This window comes from Streptomyces sp. NPDC008313 (assembly GCF_042956125.1).
Lineage (GTDB): Bacteria > Actinomycetota > Actinomycetes > Streptomycetales > Streptomycetaceae > Streptomyces.
On record NZ_JBIBFR010000037.1, the window covers coordinates 26,508 to 45,675 of the forward strand.

21 protein-coding genes are annotated in these 19,168 nt (G+C 73.8%); 11 read left to right on the forward strand and 10 right to left on the reverse strand.

Annotated features, from left to right (window positions below):
- Window positions 1-705 (reverse strand): ANTAR domain-containing protein, encoded by a 705-nt coding sequence (locus ACFY93_RS32695; protein WP_391365543.1) that lies wholly within the window; start codon window positions 703-705, stop codon window positions 1-3.
- 336 nt (window positions 706-1,041) lie between these two features.
- Between ACFY93_RS32695 and ACFY93_RS32700 the strand changes: the two genes are divergently transcribed.
- Window positions 1,042-1,476, forward strand: coding sequence for an ATP-binding protein (locus ACFY93_RS32700; RefSeq protein WP_391365544.1), 435 nt, complete (start codon window positions 1,042-1,044; stop codon window positions 1,474-1,476).
- A 65-nt stretch (window positions 1,477-1,541) separates the two neighbouring features.
- On the opposite strand, the gene ACFY93_RS32705 is transcribed toward ACFY93_RS32700, so the two are convergent.
- Entirely contained in the window at window positions 1,542-1,907 is a 366-nt protein-coding gene (locus ACFY93_RS32705; protein WP_391365545.1) for a PRC-barrel domain containing protein, read from the reverse strand.
- Window positions 1,908-2,476: 569 nt separating this feature from the next.
- Between ACFY93_RS32705 and ACFY93_RS32710 the strand changes: the two genes are divergently transcribed.
- A complete protein-coding gene (locus ACFY93_RS32710; protein ID WP_391365546.1) occupies window positions 2,477-2,935 on the forward strand; it encodes a cyclic nucleotide-binding domain-containing protein in 459 nt (152 codons plus the stop codon).
- 89 nt (window positions 2,936-3,024) lie between these two features.
- On the opposite strand, the gene ACFY93_RS32715 is transcribed toward ACFY93_RS32710, so the two are convergent.
- A complete protein-coding gene (locus ACFY93_RS32715) occupies window positions 3,025-3,456 on the reverse strand; it encodes a hypothetical protein (RefSeq protein ID WP_391365547.1) in 432 nt (143 codons plus the stop codon).
- A gap of 238 nt (window positions 3,457-3,694) precedes the next feature.
- Between ACFY93_RS32715 and ACFY93_RS32720 the strand changes: the two genes are divergently transcribed.
- Both ACFY93_RS32720 and ACFY93_RS32725 read left to right on the forward strand, forming a co-directional pair.
- A complete protein-coding gene (locus tag ACFY93_RS32720) occupies window positions 3,695-4,081 on the forward strand; it encodes a hypothetical protein (protein ID WP_391365548.1) in 387 nt (128 codons plus the stop codon).
- 275 nt (window positions 4,082-4,356) lie between these two features.
- Complete coding sequence (locus ACFY93_RS32725) at window positions 4,357-4,728, forward strand: hypothetical protein (RefSeq protein WP_391365549.1); 372 nt, start codon at window positions 4,357-4,359, stop codon at window positions 4,726-4,728.
- Window positions 4,729-4,934: 206 nt separating this feature from the next.
- On the opposite strand, the gene ACFY93_RS32730 is transcribed toward ACFY93_RS32725, so the two are convergent.
- The 6 genes from ACFY93_RS32730 to ACFY93_RS32755 form a co-directional block, all read right to left on the reverse strand.
- Complete coding sequence (locus ACFY93_RS32730) at window positions 4,935-5,231, reverse strand: DUF5133 domain-containing protein (RefSeq protein ID WP_391365550.1); 297 nt, start codon at window positions 5,229-5,231, stop codon at window positions 4,935-4,937.
- 52 nt (window positions 5,232-5,283) lie between these two features.
- Complete coding sequence (locus tag ACFY93_RS32735; protein WP_391365551.1) at window positions 5,284-6,129, reverse strand: SigB/SigF/SigG family RNA polymerase sigma factor; 846 nt, start codon at window positions 6,127-6,129, stop codon at window positions 5,284-5,286.
- Window positions 6,130-6,306: 177 nt separating this feature from the next.
- Window positions 6,307-8,580, reverse strand: coding sequence for an MMPL family transporter (locus ACFY93_RS32740; RefSeq protein ID WP_391365552.1), 2,274 nt, complete (start codon window positions 8,578-8,580; stop codon window positions 6,307-6,309).
- 72 nt (window positions 8,581-8,652) lie between these two features.
- Window positions 8,653-9,483 (reverse strand): alpha/beta fold hydrolase, encoded by an 831-nt coding sequence (locus ACFY93_RS32745; RefSeq protein WP_391365553.1) that lies wholly within the window; start codon window positions 9,481-9,483, stop codon window positions 8,653-8,655.
- 289 nt (window positions 9,484-9,772) lie between these two features.
- Window positions 9,773-10,621: a L,D-transpeptidase family protein gene (locus tag ACFY93_RS32750; protein WP_391365554.1), complete on the reverse strand. Its 849-nt coding sequence runs from the start codon at window positions 10,619-10,621 to the stop codon at window positions 9,773-9,775.
- 136 nt (window positions 10,622-10,757) lie between these two features.
- A complete protein-coding gene (locus tag ACFY93_RS32755) occupies window positions 10,758-11,558 on the reverse strand; it encodes a VOC family protein (protein ID WP_391365555.1) in 801 nt (266 codons plus the stop codon).
- Window positions 11,559-11,900: 342 nt separating this feature from the next.
- On the opposite strand from ACFY93_RS32755, the gene ACFY93_RS32760 reads away from it, so the two are divergent.
- The 5 genes from ACFY93_RS32760 to ACFY93_RS32780 all read left to right on the forward strand — a co-directional run bounded on the left by ACFY93_RS32760 (window position 11,901) and on the right by ACFY93_RS32780 (window position 17,056).
- Window positions 11,901-12,581: a HemK2/MTQ2 family protein methyltransferase gene (locus ACFY93_RS32760; RefSeq protein ID WP_391365556.1), complete on the forward strand. Its 681-nt coding sequence runs from the start codon at window positions 11,901-11,903 to the stop codon at window positions 12,579-12,581.
- Window positions 12,565-12,852, forward strand: a complete 288-nt coding sequence (locus tag ACFY93_RS32765; protein ID WP_391365557.1) for a CDGSH iron-sulfur domain-containing protein — start codon at window positions 12,565-12,567, stop codon at window positions 12,850-12,852. Before ACFY93_RS32760 ends, ACFY93_RS32765 begins: the two co-directional genes overlap by 17 nt.
- On the forward strand, window positions 12,852-13,862 hold the full coding sequence (locus ACFY93_RS32770; RefSeq protein ID WP_391365558.1) for an iron-containing redox enzyme family protein: 1,011 nt from the start codon (window positions 12,852-12,854) through the stop codon (window positions 13,860-13,862). Before ACFY93_RS32765 ends, ACFY93_RS32770 begins: the two co-directional genes overlap by 1 nt.
- Complete coding sequence (locus tag ACFY93_RS32775; RefSeq protein ID WP_391365559.1) at window positions 13,859-15,067, forward strand: aromatic acid exporter family protein; 1,209 nt, start codon at window positions 13,859-13,861, stop codon at window positions 15,065-15,067. The genes ACFY93_RS32770 and ACFY93_RS32775 overlap by 4 nt, the downstream gene beginning before the upstream one ends.
- Before the next feature lie 276 nt (window positions 15,068-15,343).
- Complete coding sequence (locus ACFY93_RS32780; protein ID WP_391365560.1) at window positions 15,344-17,056, forward strand: phospholipid carrier-dependent glycosyltransferase; 1,713 nt, start codon at window positions 15,344-15,346, stop codon at window positions 17,054-17,056.
- 233 nt (window positions 17,057-17,289) lie between these two features.
- Here ACFY93_RS32780 and ACFY93_RS32785 read toward each other — a convergent pair whose 3' ends face one another.
- Complete coding sequence (locus ACFY93_RS32785; RefSeq protein ID WP_391365561.1) at window positions 17,290-17,856, reverse strand: pep a2; 567 nt, start codon at window positions 17,854-17,856, stop codon at window positions 17,290-17,292.
- Window positions 17,857-18,162: 306 nt separating this feature from the next.
- Here ACFY93_RS32785 and ACFY93_RS32790 point away from each other — a divergent pair, with 306 nt between their 5' ends.
- Both ACFY93_RS32790 and ACFY93_RS32795 read left to right on the forward strand, forming a co-directional pair.
- A complete protein-coding gene (locus ACFY93_RS32790) occupies window positions 18,163-18,432 on the forward strand; it encodes a DUF5133 domain-containing protein (RefSeq protein ID WP_391365565.1) in 270 nt (89 codons plus the stop codon).
- A gap of 62 nt (window positions 18,433-18,494) precedes the next feature.
- Window positions 18,495-19,168: maltotransferase domain-containing protein (locus tag ACFY93_RS32795; protein ID WP_391365562.1), on the forward strand; the 674-nt coding region annotated here is incomplete at its 3' end.

Here is a 19,168-nt window from a genome sequence, read left to right on the forward strand (position 1 = left end):
TCAGTCGGGCTTCTCGCCGGTCCGGCAGATCTCACGGGCGACGTCGCGGAGCTTGACGTTGCGGTCCTGCGATGCCTTCCTCAGCACCTTGAACGCCGTGTCCTCGGTGAGGCCGTGACGCCCCATCAGGATGCCCATGGCCTCACCGATCTCGTGGCGGGTCTCCAGGGCGTGACTGAGCTGCTGGTGCGTGCGCGACGCGGAGAACGCCACCGCCGCGTGCGAGGCGAGGACCCAGCCGGCGCGCCGGGCCGTCTCGTCGAACATGCACGGCCGGGTCGAGTACACGTTGAGCGCGCCCAGCTCGTCCTCCTCGGTGAACAGCAGGAAGCCCATCATGCTGCCCATGCCGAGCTTCCTGAGCTCGGGCACGAAGCGGGGCCACCTGCCGTTCGGCCGGCTGATGTCCTCGATGGCGTACACCTGCTGCCGGTCGGTGACGGCGTCGAAGCACGGCCCCTCCGCGAAGTCCTGCTGCAGCCGGTCCGCCGTACGGACCACGTCGCTCGTCGCGGCCAGCGCGTACACCTCGCGACGGCTCACGGTGAGGATGCCCGCCTCGTCGCATCCCTTGATCAGCAGCTTCGCGTGCTCCACGATCCGGTCCAGCGTGGCCTGGACGGACTCCTGGGCCAGCAGGTCCCGGGCCATCTCCGCGAGGGCGACGGAGAACCGCTCCCAGTCGTCACCGGACTCCTTGGTCATGCCGCCCGCTCCTCCGCCTTGAGGCACGGCCTCACGGTCACCTGACGTCTCCATACTGCCACCCCTGTCTCCGCGGCCGTCCTCGCCGGGACCCGCCGGTTTCGTCCATGCCATACCGGGAGACCCGGAGGGCGAACAAGGTCGCATCGGGACGGCACGACGCGGGGCCGCCGGACAAGCCCGGCGCCCTGCTCCAGGCCCGAACGGCGGGAGGCTCCTGGACGTGCGATCGGCATCCACGGTCCTCACTGTCCCGATGCATAGCATCCGACTGTCTGGGAATGGGCGACGGAGAGCAGAGCACAGCCAGACATCCCGCCGTGGGAAGCAGGCGAGATGACCACCGAGCCGCGTTGGGACAAGAACCTGTCACGGGAGCAGATCGACAGCCTGAGCAGCACCTTCGACGGCGAGCTGCGCAACGTGACCGATGCGCGCGTCGCCGCGGAGGGCTACCTCCACGCGCTCTCCCGGATCTCGCCGCCGCGGGCGGCCGAGCACTGGGACGACATCCTGCTGGTCGTCACGGAACTCGCGGCCAACACCGTCCAGTACGCCCCCGGCCCCTTCGAGCTGCGGATGCGGCGGACCTTCGACGGTGTGCACGTGACGATGCGCGACAGCAGCACCACCCGGCCCGCGCCCCGCCCCTTCCACCCCTCCCAGGGCGGCGGCGGCATCGGCTGGCACCTCATCCACGCGCTCAGCGACCAGGTCAGTGTCGTGGTCCGCCCGGACGGCAAGGACGTGCACGCCTTCCTCCCCTGGTGATCGCGCGGGCTTCTCGGATCCTGCGGGCCGCGCGGATCCTGCGGGCCGCGCGCGGATCCGGCGTATCAGGCGACCTCGGCGGGCGGAAGACCCCGGTAGTACTCGCCGACGGCGGCCAGATAGGCCGGGTCCTGGGTCTCCCGGTCCGTCCTGAACTCGGGAGCGGCCTTGACCTGGTCCCTCGTGCAGGCCAGGACCAGGGTGCGGGACTCGGGGTCGACACCGCTCACGGCGCCCACGGGGACGAGCAGGCTCCTGCCGAACACCCACACTCCGGTGTCGACGACCAGATGGCGCCTCCCGGACGCGTCCGCCTGCCGGTCCACGTGCCCGACGGTCCCGTCGGACGCCTCCACGGTGAACTCCGTGAGGTCCAGCCCCTCCGTGTGACCGCATCCCGGCGGGTACGACCATATGGCGTCGTTGATCACGCTGCTGCCTCTCTGTGCACGCCTCGTCCGTGTCCGGACGGGCCTCGGTCGGGTGACGCACGGTCACGGCGAGAACCCGTGCGGCGAGCGGCTACCCCCGGCCGGGGCCCCGCATACATGGCCGGGCGCGGAATGTACGGCGCGCCGGCGGCGCGCGGGCCGGCGCGACGACTTCGGCGCCAATTCCTCGCGCTCACGCATCAGTTCGCCGTGCCGGGGCAATCGGGGGTTCGTGCGGGTGGCGTCGCGCTCTTCCTCGGGCGCCACCGGCTCGGCTCCCCGGAGGTGGACGCCCTGACTGGGATCGGTCCGCTCCGGGTCGAGGCGGGAGCGGCCGCGCGGCGGAGCGGGAGGGCGCGGCCGCTCCCCTGTGCCCGGCCATCGGCGGACACGGACAGTGACGTCGTGGTGGCCCGGCGAGACGGCCGGCGGTCCGGTCCGCGCTCGGCGCGACGAACACCCCCGTTTGCGGCTCCAATGGAGGGACACGCGCAAGCTTCACCATCAGTACGCCATCGGCGGCGGCGCCGTGCGCTCACGGCCCCGCATTCGCGCCCGGGAGGACTGCCATGACCCCTACTCTCCGGCTACTGCCCACCCTGCCCGCCCCGCACCGTGAACGCCTGATGGCCATCGCCCGCGAGGTCTCCTTCCCCGAGGACACGAGGATCTTCGAGGCGGGCGGTCACGCGGACCGCTTCTGGGTGGTGCGCTCCGGGTCGGTCTCCCTCGATCAGCAGGTGACCGCCACCAAGCGCATCGCCGTGGCGACCCTCGGCCCCGGGGACCTGCTGGGCTGGTCGTGGCTGTTCCCCCCGCACGAGTGGGACTTCGGGGCGGAGGCCTTCAGCCCGGTGCGCGCGTACGAGTTCGGCGCGACGGACGTCGGCGCGCTGTGCGCGGAGGATCCCACGCTGGAACTGTCACTGACCCGCACCATCGCCGCCATCCTGGCCAACCGGCTGGAGGCGACCAGGAACACGCTGCTGGAGCACTACGTACGGCATGGCGGCGCCGTGGTGCGGTGACCACCCCGGCACCGGCCCGCGCGTGACAGGAGGACGGGCGGGACGGCCATGCGTGCCCGAGTGCGGCCGGGGGGCGGGTCGGACGGCGGTCATACGTCGGTGGGCAGTCCGCTCGCCTCCGCGATGCCGCGCAGTTCCTCGTCCTGGTGGTGCCGTTCACGGATGTACTCGGCGATCTCCCTCCGCTTGTCGGGGTCGGCCGCGGTGCCCGAATCGGTGACGACCCTGACGGGCCCGGTCTCCTCGGTCTCGATCTCGACGATCTGGTTGTCCAGACGCCCGGTGACCGCGATCGCGACGACCAGCGAGGCCTCGTCACGGACCTCCTGTGACAGGCCGTCGCTCTGCGCGTCGTCCAGGCCCAGTTCGACCGGCCCGGCGCGCTGTTCCTCGATGGCCTCCAGGACCGGACCGACCATGCGCAGCAGCAGCTCGTAGTCCGAGGGGGCCATGCGCATGCGGAGCAGATCGAGATACACGTCGACGGGACGCTCTTCCGGTGAGAACTCGAAATCAGTCATGTCTCCTCGCCTTCCCCGATGTGGCCGACGTGATCGGATCTGCGCCCAGAATGGTGAAGCGGTCCACATCCGTGCGGAAGTGTCCGCGGCGTCACCCGGGGCACAGGGAACCTCTGGGGGAGATGAAACCCGATGAAACCTCCGGACGCGAGGCGACGTCTTCCCAGGAGAAGCCCGGCGACGGCGGCCCCGCACCCAGGAGGCCACTCCTTCACCGAACCGACGAACGAGGTGCGCAGTGAGCCCGAAGCGGCACGACGACCGGTCGCCCCGTCCCGAGGACGGCACGGCCGACGGGGCGACCGGTGACCTGGCGGACGGCGCTCGGGAGCCGACCGACACGGAGCGCGCGGCCTGGGCCCGGGTACGGCACGCCGCCACCGGTATGACGCACCACGAGGCGAAGTCCGCCCTGGAGGCCGCCCGCGCGGATACCGGGAAGACGGACCTCTCCGGTACGGACGCCGAGCGGGTACGGGCGGAGCTGGCGGAGTGGAAGCGGGTGACCGGGACGCTGGCCGACCACGCGGGGGCCTACGACCCCGATCTGGACCCGTTTGTCCAGGGAGAGCTGGCCGCCCGTGCCCACCACGGCCGCACGACTCCCCGCGGCCGGCGGCCTTAGCCCCGCCCCCGGGCCGTGCAGGTATGGAAATCGGAAAAATGAGCAGCCGTCGGAAGGGCGGTTGTGATCCCGCCCCACCGTGCCTCGTGCCCGAACCTGAGTTCCCGAGCCCCCGAGCCCCGGGTCAACGTCGATTGTCAGTGCCCTCCGGAACAATGCCGAGCAGCGAGATCGTCACCGCCCGGCGGTACGCGTCCGCACCTCGTCCGTCGAAAGGCTGCCCGCACATGACGCCCACCGTCCGTCGCCGCGCCGTACCGCAGACCGTGGCAGGGGTGACCACGCTCCGAGCCCTCCCCCGCCCGAACGCTCCGGCAGGCCCGGACAGCGCCGAGGTGCTGCGGCTCATCACGGAGCAGCGCTTCCCGGTCTTCCTCACCGTGCACGCCAACGGCCGGCGCCGGTACAGCTACTGGCAGGCCGGTGCCTCCCAGGCCCGGCCGGGAGGGTGTTTCGTCGCGCTGCCCACGGACGAGTGCGACGCGCTGCACGCGGCGGGCCGGATCGCGCTGGGCGACCCGGTGGAGGACCGGGCGAAGACCACGTACCCGATACGGGCGACGGTGCGCAGCACCACCCCTCTGACGGGCTCACCGCGGCAGGTCCCGACGCGCCCGGTCCCGGCGCGGCACGCGCTGACCGCCTGACGGCAGCGGTCCTCGCGCGCTCGTACGGGCACGCGGCGGGCCCTCGACGGCGCGTACGGGCAGCACACCGGCCGGGCGCCCCCCCCCCGGGGGGGGGGGGCGGGGGGGGGGGGGGGCCGGCGGGGGGGGGGGGGGGGCCCCCCCCCCGGCCCCCCCCCCCCCCGGGGGGCCCCCCGGCCGGTGTCGTTCGCGTCCCGGCGTCGCGGTCAGCCGGTCAACGCCACGCTCGCCGCCGGTATCACGCCCGCGCGGGGCCCCGAGACGGTGACGGCCCGGGGGCCGTGGGCCTCCTCGTCGGCGGTGGCGGCGAGCAGCCGGCGCGCGGTGGCGAGGGCCGCCTCCACGTCACGGGTGCCGGTCGAGACGCAGAGGGTGTAGGCGAGGTCCTGGGCCTGTCTGCCCGCCTCTCCCGTACCGTCCGTCGCGTCGGTGGCCTGCCGGGCCGCGAGCGCCTCGTACTCCTCGACGAGCGCCCGCAGCGTCACGGGATGGGGCAACAGCATGTCCGTACTCCCTGATTCGAATGGTGGTGGGGACGGGTACGCGCGGCGCGGTTCAGCGGGCCGCCTCGGCCCGTACGCGCGCGCAACTGCGGCTGATGAGCCGGGAGACGTGCATCTGGGAGATGCCGAGCTGGTCCGCGATCCGGTTCTGTGTCATGTCCTCGAAGAAGCGCATGTAGAGGATGGCGCGTTCGCGCTCGGGCAGCCGGCTCAGGCCCCGCTTCGCCGCCTCGCGGTCCACGACCGTGTCGAAGGAGGGGTCGCAGGCGCCGATCCGGTCGGCGAAGCTGTACCCCTCGTCGCCGGCGCTCGCCTCCGCGTCGAGGGAGAGCGTGCTGTAGCTCTCCATCGCGGCCATGCCCTCGCCGACCTCCTCCTCGCCGAGGCCGGTGTGGGCGGCGATCTCCGCCACCGACGGCTCGGCGGCGCCCGGCTTCTGGGTGAGTTCGCGGCGGGCGATCCTCACCTTGTTGCGCAGTTCCTGCACCCGGCGCGGCACGCGCAGCGCCCAGGTGCGGTCGCGGAAGTGCCGCTTCACCTCACCGGTGATGGTGGGTACGGCGTAGCTCTCGAAGGCCCCCCGCTCGGGGTCGAATCCGTCGACGGCCTTCACCAGGCCGAGCGCCGCGACCTGGCGGAGGTCCTCGATCGACTCGCCGCGGTCGCGGAACCGGCCGGCGATGCGATGCGCCATCGGCAGCCACAGCTCGACCAGTTCGTCGCGGACGGCGTCGCGCTCGGGTCCCTCGTCCAGCGAGGCCAGGCGGGCGAAGGCCGCCGCGGTGTCGGGGGCGTCGTCGTGCGACCGCCTGGCCGTGGATCCGGGACGCGCCGGGACGTCGCTGGTTCCTGGGCGTGCGGCGAGGTCCGTGCGGCTCGCGGACACATCAGTGAGCATGCGGAATCGCTCCTCCACGGTGGTGACTGGGTAGACCGCGGGGAACGGGCGCCGCCGGCCGCCGAAGGGCCGCCGAGGCGGCAGACCACTCCCCTTGGCGCGCCTCCGGTCCGAAGCACGAATTCCGGTTGCCCGGGCTTCGGTCGGGCAAACAGCCCGCTCCGCCCGACTTTCCCGCTACCGCTTCCCCGGCGCACGGCCCGCCTCCGGATCCGCCCCGTGACCGCCCTCGGCGTCGATGCGCGGGAGCATCCGGTCGAGCGTCCTCGGCGTCCACCAGGCGTGCCGGCCCAGCAGGGTCATCACCGCCGGAACCAGCAGCAGCCGTACGACGGTCGCGTCGATGAGCACGCTCACGGCGAGCCCCAGCCCGAGCATCTTGACCACGATGTTGTCGCTGAGGACGAAGGCCGCGAAGACGCTCACCATGATGAGCGCGGCGCAGGTGATGACGCGGGCGGTGATCTCCAGGGCGTGGGCCACGCTCTCCTTCGCGTCCACGCCGCGCAGCCATGCCTCGTGCACGCGGGACAGCAGGAAGATCTCGTAGTCCATGCTGAGGCCGAAGATGATGGCGAACATCATCATCGGCACGTAGCTCTCGATGGGCACCTTCCCGGCGACGCCGAGCGCCGGGCCGCCCCAGCCCCACTGGAAGACCGCGACGACCACCCCGTAGGACGCGGCGATCGACAGGACGTTGAGGACCGCCGCCTTCAGTGCGACGAGGAGACCGCGGAAGACGATGAGGATGATCAGGAAGGCCAGGGCGACGACCACGGCGATGATCAGCGGCAGCCGTTCGGCGACGATGTCGCGGAAGTCGACCTGGGCCGCCGTGGTGCCCGTGACGTACCCCTTGGCGTCGGTGCCCGAGACGCCCTGGGGAAGGGTGTCGTCGACCAGGCGGTTGGCCAGACCGGTGGTGGCCGCGCTCTGCGGGGACTCCTTCGAGAAGACGGTGGAGACGAGTACGTCCCCGTCCGCGGTCGGGGTCAGCGGGGTGCTGCTCGCCGCCCCCTGCACCCCGGTGAGCGCCTTCTGCGCCTGGGAGGCCAGGGCCGACCGCTGGTCGGAGGGCACCCCGGTCTGGTCGATGACGACGGTCAGCGGGCCGTTCGAACCGGGGCCGAAGGCCTGCGCCATGATGTCGTAGGCCCGCCGGTCGGTGAACGACTCCGGGTCCGCGCCGTCCCCGATGTGGCCGAGCTGGATGGAGAACACCGGGACGGCCAGCACGGCCACCACGGCCACTCCCCCGGCGAGGAACCACCAGGGCCGCCGCTCCACCCGCCGGGCGTAGCCGTGCCACATCCCGTGGGCGGGCCTCCCCGGCTCGGCGTCCGTCTCGGCGACGGGCCCGCGCACCCGGTAGCGGTCGATCCGGCGGCCGATGAGCCCGAGCAGGGCGGGTACGAGGGTCAGGGCGCCGACGACCGCCGAGACGACCGTCACCGCGGCGGCGACGCCCAGCTTGGCGATGAAGGAGACCCCGGAGACGGAGAGCCCGGCGAGCGCGATGATCACCGTGCAGCCGGAGACGAGGACGGCGCGGCCGCTCGTGGAGGCGGCCCGGCCCGCGGCCCGTACCGGGTCGTCGCCGTCCATGAGGTTCTGCCGGTGACGGGTGATCAGGAACAGCGCGTAGTCGATGCCGACACCGAGACCGATCATGGTGGCGAGCGTCGGGGAGACGGTGGCGAACGTGAAGGCCGCCGCGAGCAGTCCGAGGCACGCCAGGCCGCCCACGACGCTGATCAGGGCGGTGACCAGCGGGATGCCGGCGGCGAGAACGCTGCCGAAGCCGACGAGGAGGACGACGATCGCGACCGCGAATCCGATCAGTTCGCTGACCCGGTCGTCGGCCGCGGGCCTGGCCAGTTCGCCCAGCGGCCCGCCGTACTCGGCCTCGGCGCCCGCGGCCCGCAGCGGCTGCACCGAGCGGTCCACTCCGTCGAGGTAGGAGTCCCCGAGGGTCGAGGGCTGGACGTCGAAGCGGACGGTGATGTAGCCGGTCTTCCCGTCGGAGGAGAGCGGGCCCGCGTTCTGGGACTGGCCCTGGGGCGGCTTGGAGCCGGGCGGCGGAAGAGGGTTCTGCGCCGCGAGGACGTGCGGAAGTTTCTGCAGGTCGCCGACGGCCTCGTTCATCTGCGAACCCAGCGAGGTCAGCGGTTCGGTGTCGTCCCGCAGCACGATCTGGCTGCTGTAGCCGCCGGCCGCCGGATCGTGCTTCTCCAGCACGTCGAGGCCCTGCTGCGACTGTGAGCCGGGCAGCGAGAAGTTGTCCGAGTAGTCGCCGCCGAACGAGTGGTTCAGCCCTTCGAGGGCGCCGAGCGCCACCAGCCAGGCCACGATGACGATCACGAAGTGCCGGGCGCACCATTCACCCAGCCGGCGTAGTCCGCCGGGAGCGGCTGCCCCGTCCCCGGCGGTGGAACGGGTGGACGGCATGGGGCGGTTCCCGTGGAGGAGAGGTCGGCGAAGGCTCTGGCTCCTTCATTCAAGCCCGGCGCGTGCACCGCGTCATGTGGAGGACCGCTCGCCACCGGCGGCGCTCTCGGCCGCGAAGGCGGCGATGTCCTGGGCGACCCGCTCGGGCTGTTCCCAGTGGAGGGCGTGGCCGCCGCCGTCGTAGCCGATCAGGGTGGATCCCCAGACCAGGTCGAGGATCCGCTGCTGGTCGGCGGCCGGCAGGAAGGGGTCCTCGTCACCCCACAGCACCAGGGTCGGGACGAGGATTCCCCGCAGGGTCGCCACCAGGTCGGTCTCCATGAGGCCGCCGACGGTCTCCCGCCAGACACGGGCCGGGATCTTGAGGCCCTCGTCGGTCATCGTCTCCAGGAACCCGCGTCCCACCGCCCGGGCGGCCGCACCGCCGAGCTGTTCCTCGACGAAGGGGCGCGGAACGGGGTCCTCCAGCGTCCGGACTCCGTCCCGCAGGGCCTGGAAGCGGGGGTGGTCGTCGACGGTCGCGGGGGTGCCCATGAGGACGAGTCCGGCGACGCGGTCGGGGTGGCTTCCGGCGACGATCCGGGCGGTGACGCCGCCGGTGGACGATCCGGCCAGGACCGCGCGGCCGATCCCGAGGGTGTCCAGGAAGGCCACCAGGTCATCGGCGAGGTCGTGCGGGGCGTAGCCTCCGTCGGGCCGCGCGGCGTCGCCGTGGCCGCGCTGGGTGGGGGCGTAGCCGTGCAGTGAGGCCGGCAGCCGTCTGAGCAGCGGCTCGAACGTCCACCAGGACTCGCCCAGTCCGTGCACGAGGACGAGGGGGATGCCGTCGGGGCTGCCCGCCTCCGCGTACGGCACGGACGGCCCTCCGGCCGGGCGGGCGGACTTCACCTCGATCGCGCTCACGGCGGCTCTCCTGACTCGGTCGGCCCCCGTCACATTCCCGTTGCCCGCGACGCTGCCCCGCCGGCCCGGTGGGGCGCGGAGATCGTTTCTCATCGTAACGAGCGACGACCGGGCCCGCCCGTCGTCGTTTCCGCCGTCCGCCGTGTCCGGGCGCCGGGCCCCTGGGACGTGTCCTCACCGGGCCCCGCCTGCCGGCCTCTTCGGCCGGCCCGTCGGGGTCTCCCCGGCACGCCGGCCGGTGGCTCGCCCGGTCGGGCCGGCCGGACCGGGCGAGCCGCGTACGGTCCTCTCACCGCCGCAGGCCCTCGGCGTCGCCCATGACGACGACCGGGTGACGGCGGGGGTCGAGGGAGCGCAGCAGGTACTTCATGTCCTTCTCGGCGAGGCTGACGCAGCCGTGGGTGGGGCCGCCGTGGTCGACGTGCAGCCAGATGCCGCCGCCCCGGTCCTCGCCGAGGGGGCGGGCCCAGTCCAGTGGGGTCGTCCCGGGTTCGCGGTTGTAGTCGATCGCGATCACGTAGTCGAAGGCGCCGTCCAGGGACTCGCCCTCGAAGCCCGTGCCGTACGGGGTGAAGGCGTCGGAGTGGTGGTAGGGCAGCAGGCTGCCCGGATCGGGGCGCAGACCGCCCGCGTCGGTGAGCGTGTAGACGCCGACGGGTGACCGGAGATCGCCGGCGAGATGGTGGTCGGTCCAGCCGTTGAGGGCGTTGCGCGCCGGACGGCTCGGGCCCGGGAGCCAGCCGGACCCGGAGCGTTCGTAGAGCACCAGGGTCGACTCGTTCGAGTCCTTGTGCCGTCCGGTCACCACCACGGCCTGGCCGGCCCAGGACGGGACGGCGGCGGAGGTCTCGGGGCCGAGACCGGGCAGCGGGGACGGCACCTCCTCCGGTGTCCGCGACGGGACGGTGGACCGGGCGGCGGACGGGACGGCGCCAGAGACGGCCGGGGGTCCGCCTCTGCCGCCCAGCGTCGTCCCCTGGGCCCGGTCCTCCGCCGGACGGGCCGCGTCCCCCGCCGGTTCCCCGGCACCGGCCGCGCAGCCGGCGAGCAGGAGCGACGCCGCGGCCAGCAGGAGCGCCGGGAGCCTGCCGGACGGCCCGGAGCGGGAAGCGGAACGAAGAAGTGAAAATCGGATCATGTGCTGACCTTGACCGACATCCAGGAGGAAACCGGCGGACCCGGCGCCTTCGGTCCGGGACGTGTCGCGCTCCCGGCCGGCGAGGGCCGTCGCACCGGGGCGGCACACGCCCCGCTCCCGCCCGTCGTGAGGGGCCTCAGTGCCTCGACCGGGAGTTCACCGTGAAGCGTGCTCCGTCCGGGTCGGCCAGGACGGCCTCCGCCGACCCCGGCTCGTACCGCAGGACCGCGCCGCCGTTGGCGCGCGCCGACTTCACGCACGCCGCCACGTCCGAGACCGCGAAGTGCACCTGCCAGTGCGGCCGCAGGGTCGGGTCGGGCGCCGCGCCGAGGGCGCCGGAGTTGATCCGGGCCACCGCGTCGCCGTCGCTGCGCAGGACGACCTCCGACCCGTCGTACTGCACCTCGCACGCTCCGGGCTGCCCGGTGGCCCACTCCAGCACCTCGCCGTAGAACATGGCGGCGTCGAAGGCGTCGCGCGTGTGCAGCCGTACGAAGGCGGGTGCCGCCCGGCGCCAGTGCTCCCACCCCGCGACGAGCGCGCCCTCCCAGATACCGAAGACCGCTCCGTCGCGGTCCGCCAGCAGGGCGGCCCTCCCGGGCGGGAAGGCGATCGGCCCCACCGCCGTCGTGCCCCCGCGCTCCTGGCTCCGGGCCACCGCCCGGTCCGCGCTGGACACCGCGAAGTACGGGGTCCAGGCGACGGCGACCTGCCACATCGAGGCCACGCCCGCGATCCCGGCGACCGGCACGCCGCCCGCCTCGGCGATGCGGAACTGGTCACCCAGCCGGACCGGGTTCCACTCCCAGCCCAGGACCGCCTGGTAGAAGTCCTCGGTGGCCCGCAGGTCCCGGGCCGTCAGGCTCACCCAGCACGGAGCGCCGAACACCGAGTGACTGGAGACGACCCCGCTGGGGAGGGTTCTGCCGCTCTTCATCGCGTTACCGTCCTGTGTCCTTCCGGCCCCTGTGTCCGCACACACCCGGCCCGTTGCCGCGCCGTCCCGTGCGGCGGGGCGTCCGACAGCAACAGCAGTACCCGGGGATCGGCGGTCGTATCAGCTCCAGCATCCTCTGCCCGCAGGCCCCCCGCACGCCCGGCGCGGCCACGGTCCCCACGTGTGGACCACCTGCTCAGGGGCACTTGGAGCGATGACGATGATGAGACAGGCGTGCCGCAAGGGACCCGGCTCGCTCATCGGAAGCCCTGTGACGCGGACGGCCGCGAGGACGCGGTGCCCGTCCACTCCTGACGAGTGACCGCACACCGGAGGTGCACGATGACCACCGACACGCTTCCCCCGCCCGCACCACCCTTCCTGCTGGCGCCGCCGGGCGTGTACCGGCCCCAGCACGACACCAGACTGCTGGCCCGCGCGCTGCGCCGCGAGGACCTGCGGCCCGGCGCCCGGGTCCTGGACCTCGGCACGGGCACCGGCGCTCTCGCGCTGGAGGCCGCGCGGCTGGGCGCCCGGGTGACGGCCGTGGACATCTCCCGCCGGGCGGTGCTCACCACCCGGCTCAACGCGCTGCTCGCCCGGCAGCGGGTCGACGTCCGGCGCGCGGACCTCACGGCCGCCGTGCGGGACTCCTCGTACGACTTCGTGATCAGCAATCCCCCGTACGTGCCCTCCCCCGGCTCCGCGCTGCCCCGGCGGGGCGCCGCCCGGGCCTGGGACGCGGGCGACGACGGCCGGGTCTTCGTCGACCGGATCTGCGCGGCGGCACCCTCGGCGCTGCGCCCGTCGGGCGTCCTGCTGCTGGTTCACTCGGGGCTCTGCGGCGTCGAGGCGACCCTGGACGCGCTCGGACGGGCGGGGATGTCCGCGTCGGTCGTCGAGCGGGCGTCGATCCCCTTCGGTCCGGTACTGCGGTCCCGGCTGCCGCTGCTGCGCCGGGCGGGCCTGCTGTCGGACGAGGGGCGGGAGGAGCTGGTGGTCGTCCGTGCCGAACACGCCTGAGCGGCCCCGCCGCGTCCGCGTCGACCCCGACGGGCCCCTGCTCGTCGAAGGCCCGGTGGAGGTCGTCGGTGACGACGGCAGCGTCACCGTCTCCCACCGGTTCACCGTCGCGATCTGCACCTGCCGGCGCAGCCGCACCTACCCCTGGTGCGACACCAGCCACCGCCGCCGGGCGAAACCGCGCGCGGGGACCGATGACGGGCCCCCCGGGACGGCGCGCGGCGCGCGGGAGAACGAGGAAGACACCCCGAAGGCGAAAGGAGCCGAGTGATGTCCGCCCGCCGAGAGGCCCGGCTTGTGAGTCCGCCGCCACCCGCACCGCGCGGCCCCCTCTCCCGCGGAGTCGTCTCCGCCCTGCGCGACGGGACGGCACCCCCTCCGCCCGCGTCGGCCGCGGACGCCGAGCCGTACGGCGACGACCTCCAGCTCGCCCTGTACGTGCTGTACGAACTGCACTACCAGGGGTTCGAAGGAGTCGACGACAGTCTCGAATGGGACCCGGACCTGCTCGCCCTGCGCCGTGCGCTCGAACAGCGCTTCCTCGGCGCCCTGCGCGCCGACGTCCCCCCACCCGTCTCCGCCGGGCGGGCCCTGGACGACCTCCAGGTGGAGCCCGTCGGCGACGACGGCACGAGCGTCAGCCACTTCCTGCAGCGGGAGGGCGAGACCCGGCATCTGCGGGAGTACGCGGCGCTGCGCTCGCTGTACCACCTGAAGGAGGCCGACCCGCACGCCTGGGTCATCCCGCGGCTGCACGGCCGTGCCAAGGCGGCGATGGTGGCGGTGGAGTTCGACGAGTTCGGCGCCGGGCGCCCCGACGAGATCCACGCCCGGCTGTTCGCCGACCTCATGGAGGACCTCGGACTGGAGACGGCGTACGGCCACTACCTGGACGCGGCGCCCGCCGAGGCGCTCGCCACGGTGAACCTGATGTCGCTGTTCGGGCTGCACCGGGCGCTGCGCGGCGCGCTCGTCGGTCACTTCGCCGCGGTCGAGGTGACGTCGTCGCCGGGGTCGCGGCGGCTGGCCAAGGCCCTGCGCCGCGCCGGGGCGGGACCGGCCGCCACCCGGTTCTACGACGAGCACGTCGAGGCGGACGCCGTCCACGAGCAGGTCGTACGGCACGACGTCGTGGGCGGACTGCTGGAGAGCGAACCGGGTCTCGAGGCCGACGTGGTCTTCGGCGTCCAGGCGACCGGACTGCTCGAGGACCGGCTCGCCGCCCGGATCCTGGCCGCCTGGCGGGAGGGACGCGACGCGCTGCGCCTGGTCCCCGCGTGAACGCGCTGACCTGGGAGGCAGACGCGGTCTGGCGCTCGGTGCGCCGTGCCGTCACCGAGGCGGGCCCCGAGCGGACCACGGCGGTGCAGTCCCTCAAGGCGGCGGGGGCGGCCGTGCTGGCGTGGGCGCTGGCCGGCTGGTGGTGGGGCGCGCCGATGGCGTTCCTCGCCCCCTGGACGGCGCTGTTCCTGATGCAGAGCACCGTCTACCGCTCCCTGCTGTCGGCACTGCAGCAGCTGGTCGTGGTCGTCCTGGGCACGCTGCTCGCCGCCGCGGCGGGCGCCCTGACCGGCAACCAGATGGCGGCGATGGCGCTGGCCCTGCCGCTCACCGTCCTGCTCGGCAACTACGCCCGCTTCGGTACCCAGGGCATGTACGCGCCCACCGCCGCGCTGTTCGTCCTCGCCTACGGCTCCTACAGCGGCCACGACATCGCCCACCGCCTCCTGGAGACGCTGCTCGGCGCGGTCATCGGCATCGGCGTCAACGCGCTGGTCCTGCCTCCGGTCCACTCCCGTCGCGTCGGCCAGTTGCGGGCTCTGGTGCCCCGGTCGTCGGGCGAACTGCTGCACACCGCCGCCGACGGACTCGCGGAGGACCGGGCCGGCGAGGAGGCGCGCGGCTGGTACGACCGGGCCGAGCGGCTCACCGACCTGGTGACCGATCTGCGCGAGGCGCGCCGCTGGTCGGAGGAGAGCCGGCGCACCAATCCGGCCCTGAGGCTGCGCCGCGTCTCCCCGCCTCCCCCGGCGCACGCCTGGGAGTTCGTCTGGGACCGGGCCACCGACCACATCGCGACGACGATGCGGACGCTGACCGAGGTCGCCGCCCGGCCCACGCTCGCACCGGAGGTCCGGGACTCCCTGGCCGCGGTGCTGCGGGCGGCCGGCGACGTGTGTCTGCTCGACGAGCACACCCCGCAGGCCCCGCCCGCCGCGGAGTCCGACGGCGCGCCGGCCGGGGACCACCGGCAGGCCCTGGCCCGCGCGGCGGCGGCGCACCGGCACCTGACGTCCGTGTGCGCGGGCCGGCCCCTGGAGCTCACGACCGGGGGCCTCCTGGCCGACACCCGGCGGCTCCTGGCGGTCCTGGTGTGGACGGCGGACCCCGAGGGCGCCTACGACCCGGAGGTCCCGACGCGGCGGCACGGAGCCGCCGCCGGCGGACGCCTCGGCGGGGCTGGCCGGGGAATCCGGGGCGCATGAGCACCGGGCCACCCTCGCCGAGCACTTCGTCGGCGGGTGCACGGTCGCCTTCAACCGGGCGGAACGCGCCTGGGAATGCCTGCCCCGGCTCCCGCTTCGGTCCGGACGGCGCGGTCGTGCAGGGCCCGGCGGCCCGCTCGCTGGAGCGCCGGGACATCTGAGACCGGCCCGGGCCCCTCGCTCGGCGGACGCCCGCCACCGCGTCCCGGTGAGCGGCCGGCACGGCGCGGGGTGAGCGGCCGGCACGGCGCGGACGTATCAGAGACCATGCCGACCATGCCGACGGTGACGCACGCACGGGCCCCTTTCCGTTTCGGCTCCCGGGCCGGGGCGACGCCCGCCGGGGAGCCGCTCGCCCGGCCGCTCCGCCACCGGCGGTGGCCGCTCGCGCTCGCCGTCGCCGCGCTGCTGGCCCAGATGGCGGTGGCGATGGTCACGACGGCCGTGCGGCAGACGCCGACCATCGACGAACCCGTGTACGCGGGCACCGCCGTGGTGTACGCCCGGCAGCACAGCCTGCGCTACAACCCCGAACACCCGCCGCTGGGCAAGCTGGTCGTCGCCGCCGGACTCATGGTCACGCACCCGCGTCTGGACGCGGACTTCACCGGCGACCAGACCGAACTCGGGCGCGCGCTGCTCTACGAGTCGGGCAACGACCCGGGGCGGCTGATGCTGTGGGCGCGGCTCCCGGTGATCGTGCTGACGCTGCTGTTCGGCACGGTCGTGTTCGCCTTCGCCCGTGACCTCGTCGGCGATGCCGCCGGTCTGGTGGGGCTCGCGCTGTACGCCTTCTCGCCCGACGTGATCGCGCACGGTTCGCTGGCCACGCTCGACGTGCCGGCGGCCGGTTTCCTGCTGACCTCGGCGTGGCTGCTGTGGCGGGGCGGGCGCCGGCCGGTGCTGTACCTGCCGCTCGGCGGGGCGGCGCTGGGGGCGGCCCTGGCCACGAAGATGAGCACGCTGGCGGCCGTACCGGTCGTGCTGGGGCTGGCCGCCTGGTCGGTATGGACCGCGACGCGCGGCCAGCGGTCCGCACCCGGCGAGGGAGGCGGGGCGCGGCGGCTCGGCCGGGCACTGGCGGCGGCCGCCGGAGTGGCGCTCGTCGCGGTCGCCGTCGTGTGGGCCGCCTATCTGGCCGTCGACCCGCAGCTGCGCTGGACGCCGCCGTCCGGTCTGCCGCGGGTGCGCGGGCTGCGCGGTCTCGTCGTCGACCGGCTCCCGCTGCCCCGGCCCTACCGGGACGGGATGCGGATCCAGTTCCGCTTCGAGAACAAGCGGTGGGACGGGTTCCTGTTCGGCCGTCACTACCGCGGCTCGCTCTGGTACTACCTTCCGGCCGCGCTGCTGGTGAAGACCCCGCTGGGCGCGCTCGCGCTGTGGGGAGCCGGCGCCGTGGCGACGGTCACGGTCCGCCGGGTGCGGCCGGCCGCCCCGTACGTGCTCGTCCTCCCCGCCGTGCTGCTGGCCTCCGCGATGCACGGCTCACGCGACCTCGGCGTGCGCTACGCCGTGTTCCTGCCGATGTTCCTGGCCGTCGCGGCGGCCTGCGTGCTCACCGTGCGGCGCCGGTGGGCGCACGCCGTCACGGGGGCCCTGGTCCTGTTCGCCGCGGTCAGTTCGCTGCGGACGTTCCCGTACTACCTGCCGTACTCCAACGAGGCGTTCGGTGGTCCGTCCAGGACCCATCTGCGACTGCACGACTCGAACGTCGACTGGGGCCAGGATCTCGGGCGGCTCGCCGACCGGCTCCGGGAGCGGTACCGGGGCGAGCGGATCTGGCTCGTCTACAAGGGCAGCGGGGTCCCCTCCCACTACGGGATCCACGCCGCCGATCCGCGCGAGGTGCCCCCGGGCCGCGTGCACGGACTGCTCGTCGTGTCGGACTCCTCGGTCGCGAAGGCCCGGGGCCGGCTGGCGGCACTGATCGAGGCCGGCGAGCCGGTCGACGAGGTCGGCCATTCGATCACGGTCTACCGGCTCCCGTAGACGCGTCCGGGGGCGGGGGCGCGCTCACCCGTCCGGCGGAGTACCGCCCGGACTTTCCCGCCGTCACCCGCCCGGCTCCGCGCGGGCCGGTCCGCGCGGAGGGGACGGTGCCGGTGGCCCGGAACGCCGCCGGGCCGCGGCTGCCTGGGCAGACCGCGGCCGGTCGGTGCGCTCCAGCGGCGAGCGCGGTGGGAACCGCGGCCCGTGACGGGCCCCGGGTCCGGGAGCCGTGGTCATCCGGCCCCGGTGGTGGCGCGGGCCGCCCGTTCCAGCCCCCGGGGCTCCGCGCTCGCGCCCACGGCCACGAGCGGACCGGGGCCGGCGGGGACGAGGACCGGTCCGGGCAGCGGCGCCTCGCGGGGTGTCTTGCACGCCGCGCGCAGGCTGGGGTCGGGTCCCACGGGGACCAGCGGGGCACGCTCGGCGGCACGGGCACGGCGCGAGAACCAGATGATCTTGCCGCCCGCTCCTGTGGCACAGCACCCCCAGCCGTCGCTCATCGCGGCGATCTGCGCGAGACAGCCGCGGTCGGCGGAGTGCGGGCGGATGTCCTGGTTGTTGTCGGACACCGCGGTGATGAGGTGCTGTCCGTTCCACCACATCTCGATGGTCGTGTTCTTGTCGGCCGCGTGTTCGTCGATGGTGTGAAGCAGCACCTCGGCGCAGTGGCAGACGGACTCGACGAGTGTCTCCAGGTTCCAGTACCGGAGATGGGCGGCCAGGATGCGCCGGACGTGCCGGACGCGTTCCGGGCTGACCTCCACGTCGAGGTGGTAGTAGCAGGGGACTACAGCTTTCATCGTCGTTGGCTCCTCACCGGCGAAGCTCCCGCTTCTCCTCGCCCTCGCGGGCCGAGCCCCGAACACGAAGCGTGAGCAATGATCGCTCCTGAGTCACTCCCAGCGTGGGAGTGCTACTCCGTTCGTGCAACTCGGGAGCCCCGCCACATCTTGTTGAAGAACCAACAAGACGCTGAGTGGCGCCCCGTGCACCATGGGTGAGAACTCCCGTCGCCGTAACGGACTGGAGACCCCCCGTGCACGGTCCCCGACACACCAACCTGGGTGAACCGTGCCAGTCGAGAGAGTGGGAAGGTGACCAGCGCCATGTTGCTGCCCGCCAAATCCGAGGTCGCCAGGCATCTTGAGCGGTACCGCGCGTGGGAGCGCCTCATGCTCGCGGCGCCCACCGACCACGCCGTACGGGGGAAGTTCGAGAACACGGCCTACACCCTGTGCGTGCTGATGGGAAAGCGCTGCGCGCGCGAGGCCGCGGACGCGGCGGAGCGCTACCTGCGCGCCGCCTCGGCCGCGTGTGTGCGGGAGCCGGCCGCAGGCCGGCTCACCGGCACGCCCGCGGCTCCGGTGAAGCTCTGAAACGTCCGGCGAGCCGGACCCGACCCACAGCGCAACGGCCACGACGGCGGAGGTGAAATCGCATGGACCGCACGGACCTCACGGACCCGACAGCGGCCATCGGCCGCATCCCGATCCTGGATGTCGGACCGGTCGTCGCATGCGGCAGACGCCCGGCGAAGGCGGTCCCCGGCGAGACCTTCCAGGTCACCGCGACCGTCTTCGGCGAGGGTCATGAGGCGGTGGCCGCCAACGTGGTGCTGCGCGATCCGGCCGGGCGTCCCGGTCCGTGGACGCCGATGCGTGAGCTCGCGCCGGGCACGGACCGCTGGGGCGCCCACGTCACACCGGACGCCGTGGGCCGCTGGACCTACACGGTGGAGGCGTGGGGCGACCCGGTCACCACCTGGCGCCATCACGCCCGGATCAAGATCCCGGCCGGGATCGACACCGAGCTGGTCCTGGAGGAGGGCGCGGCGCTGTACGAGCGGGCCGTCGCCGGGGTCCCGGACGCGCCGGCGCGAGCGCTCGTACTGGCCGCCGTGGACGCGCTGCGGGACGTCTCCCGCTCACCCTCCGCCCGCCTCGCCGCCGCCCTCACGCGCGACGTGAGCACCGTCCTCGCACAGCACCCGCTGCGGGAACGGCTGACCCGTTCCGCCCCGTTGCCGTTGCTGGTGGAGCGGGAGCGGGCGTTGTACGGGGCGTGGTACGAGTTGTTCCCGCGGTCGGAGGGCGCGGTGGTGCGTGCGGACGG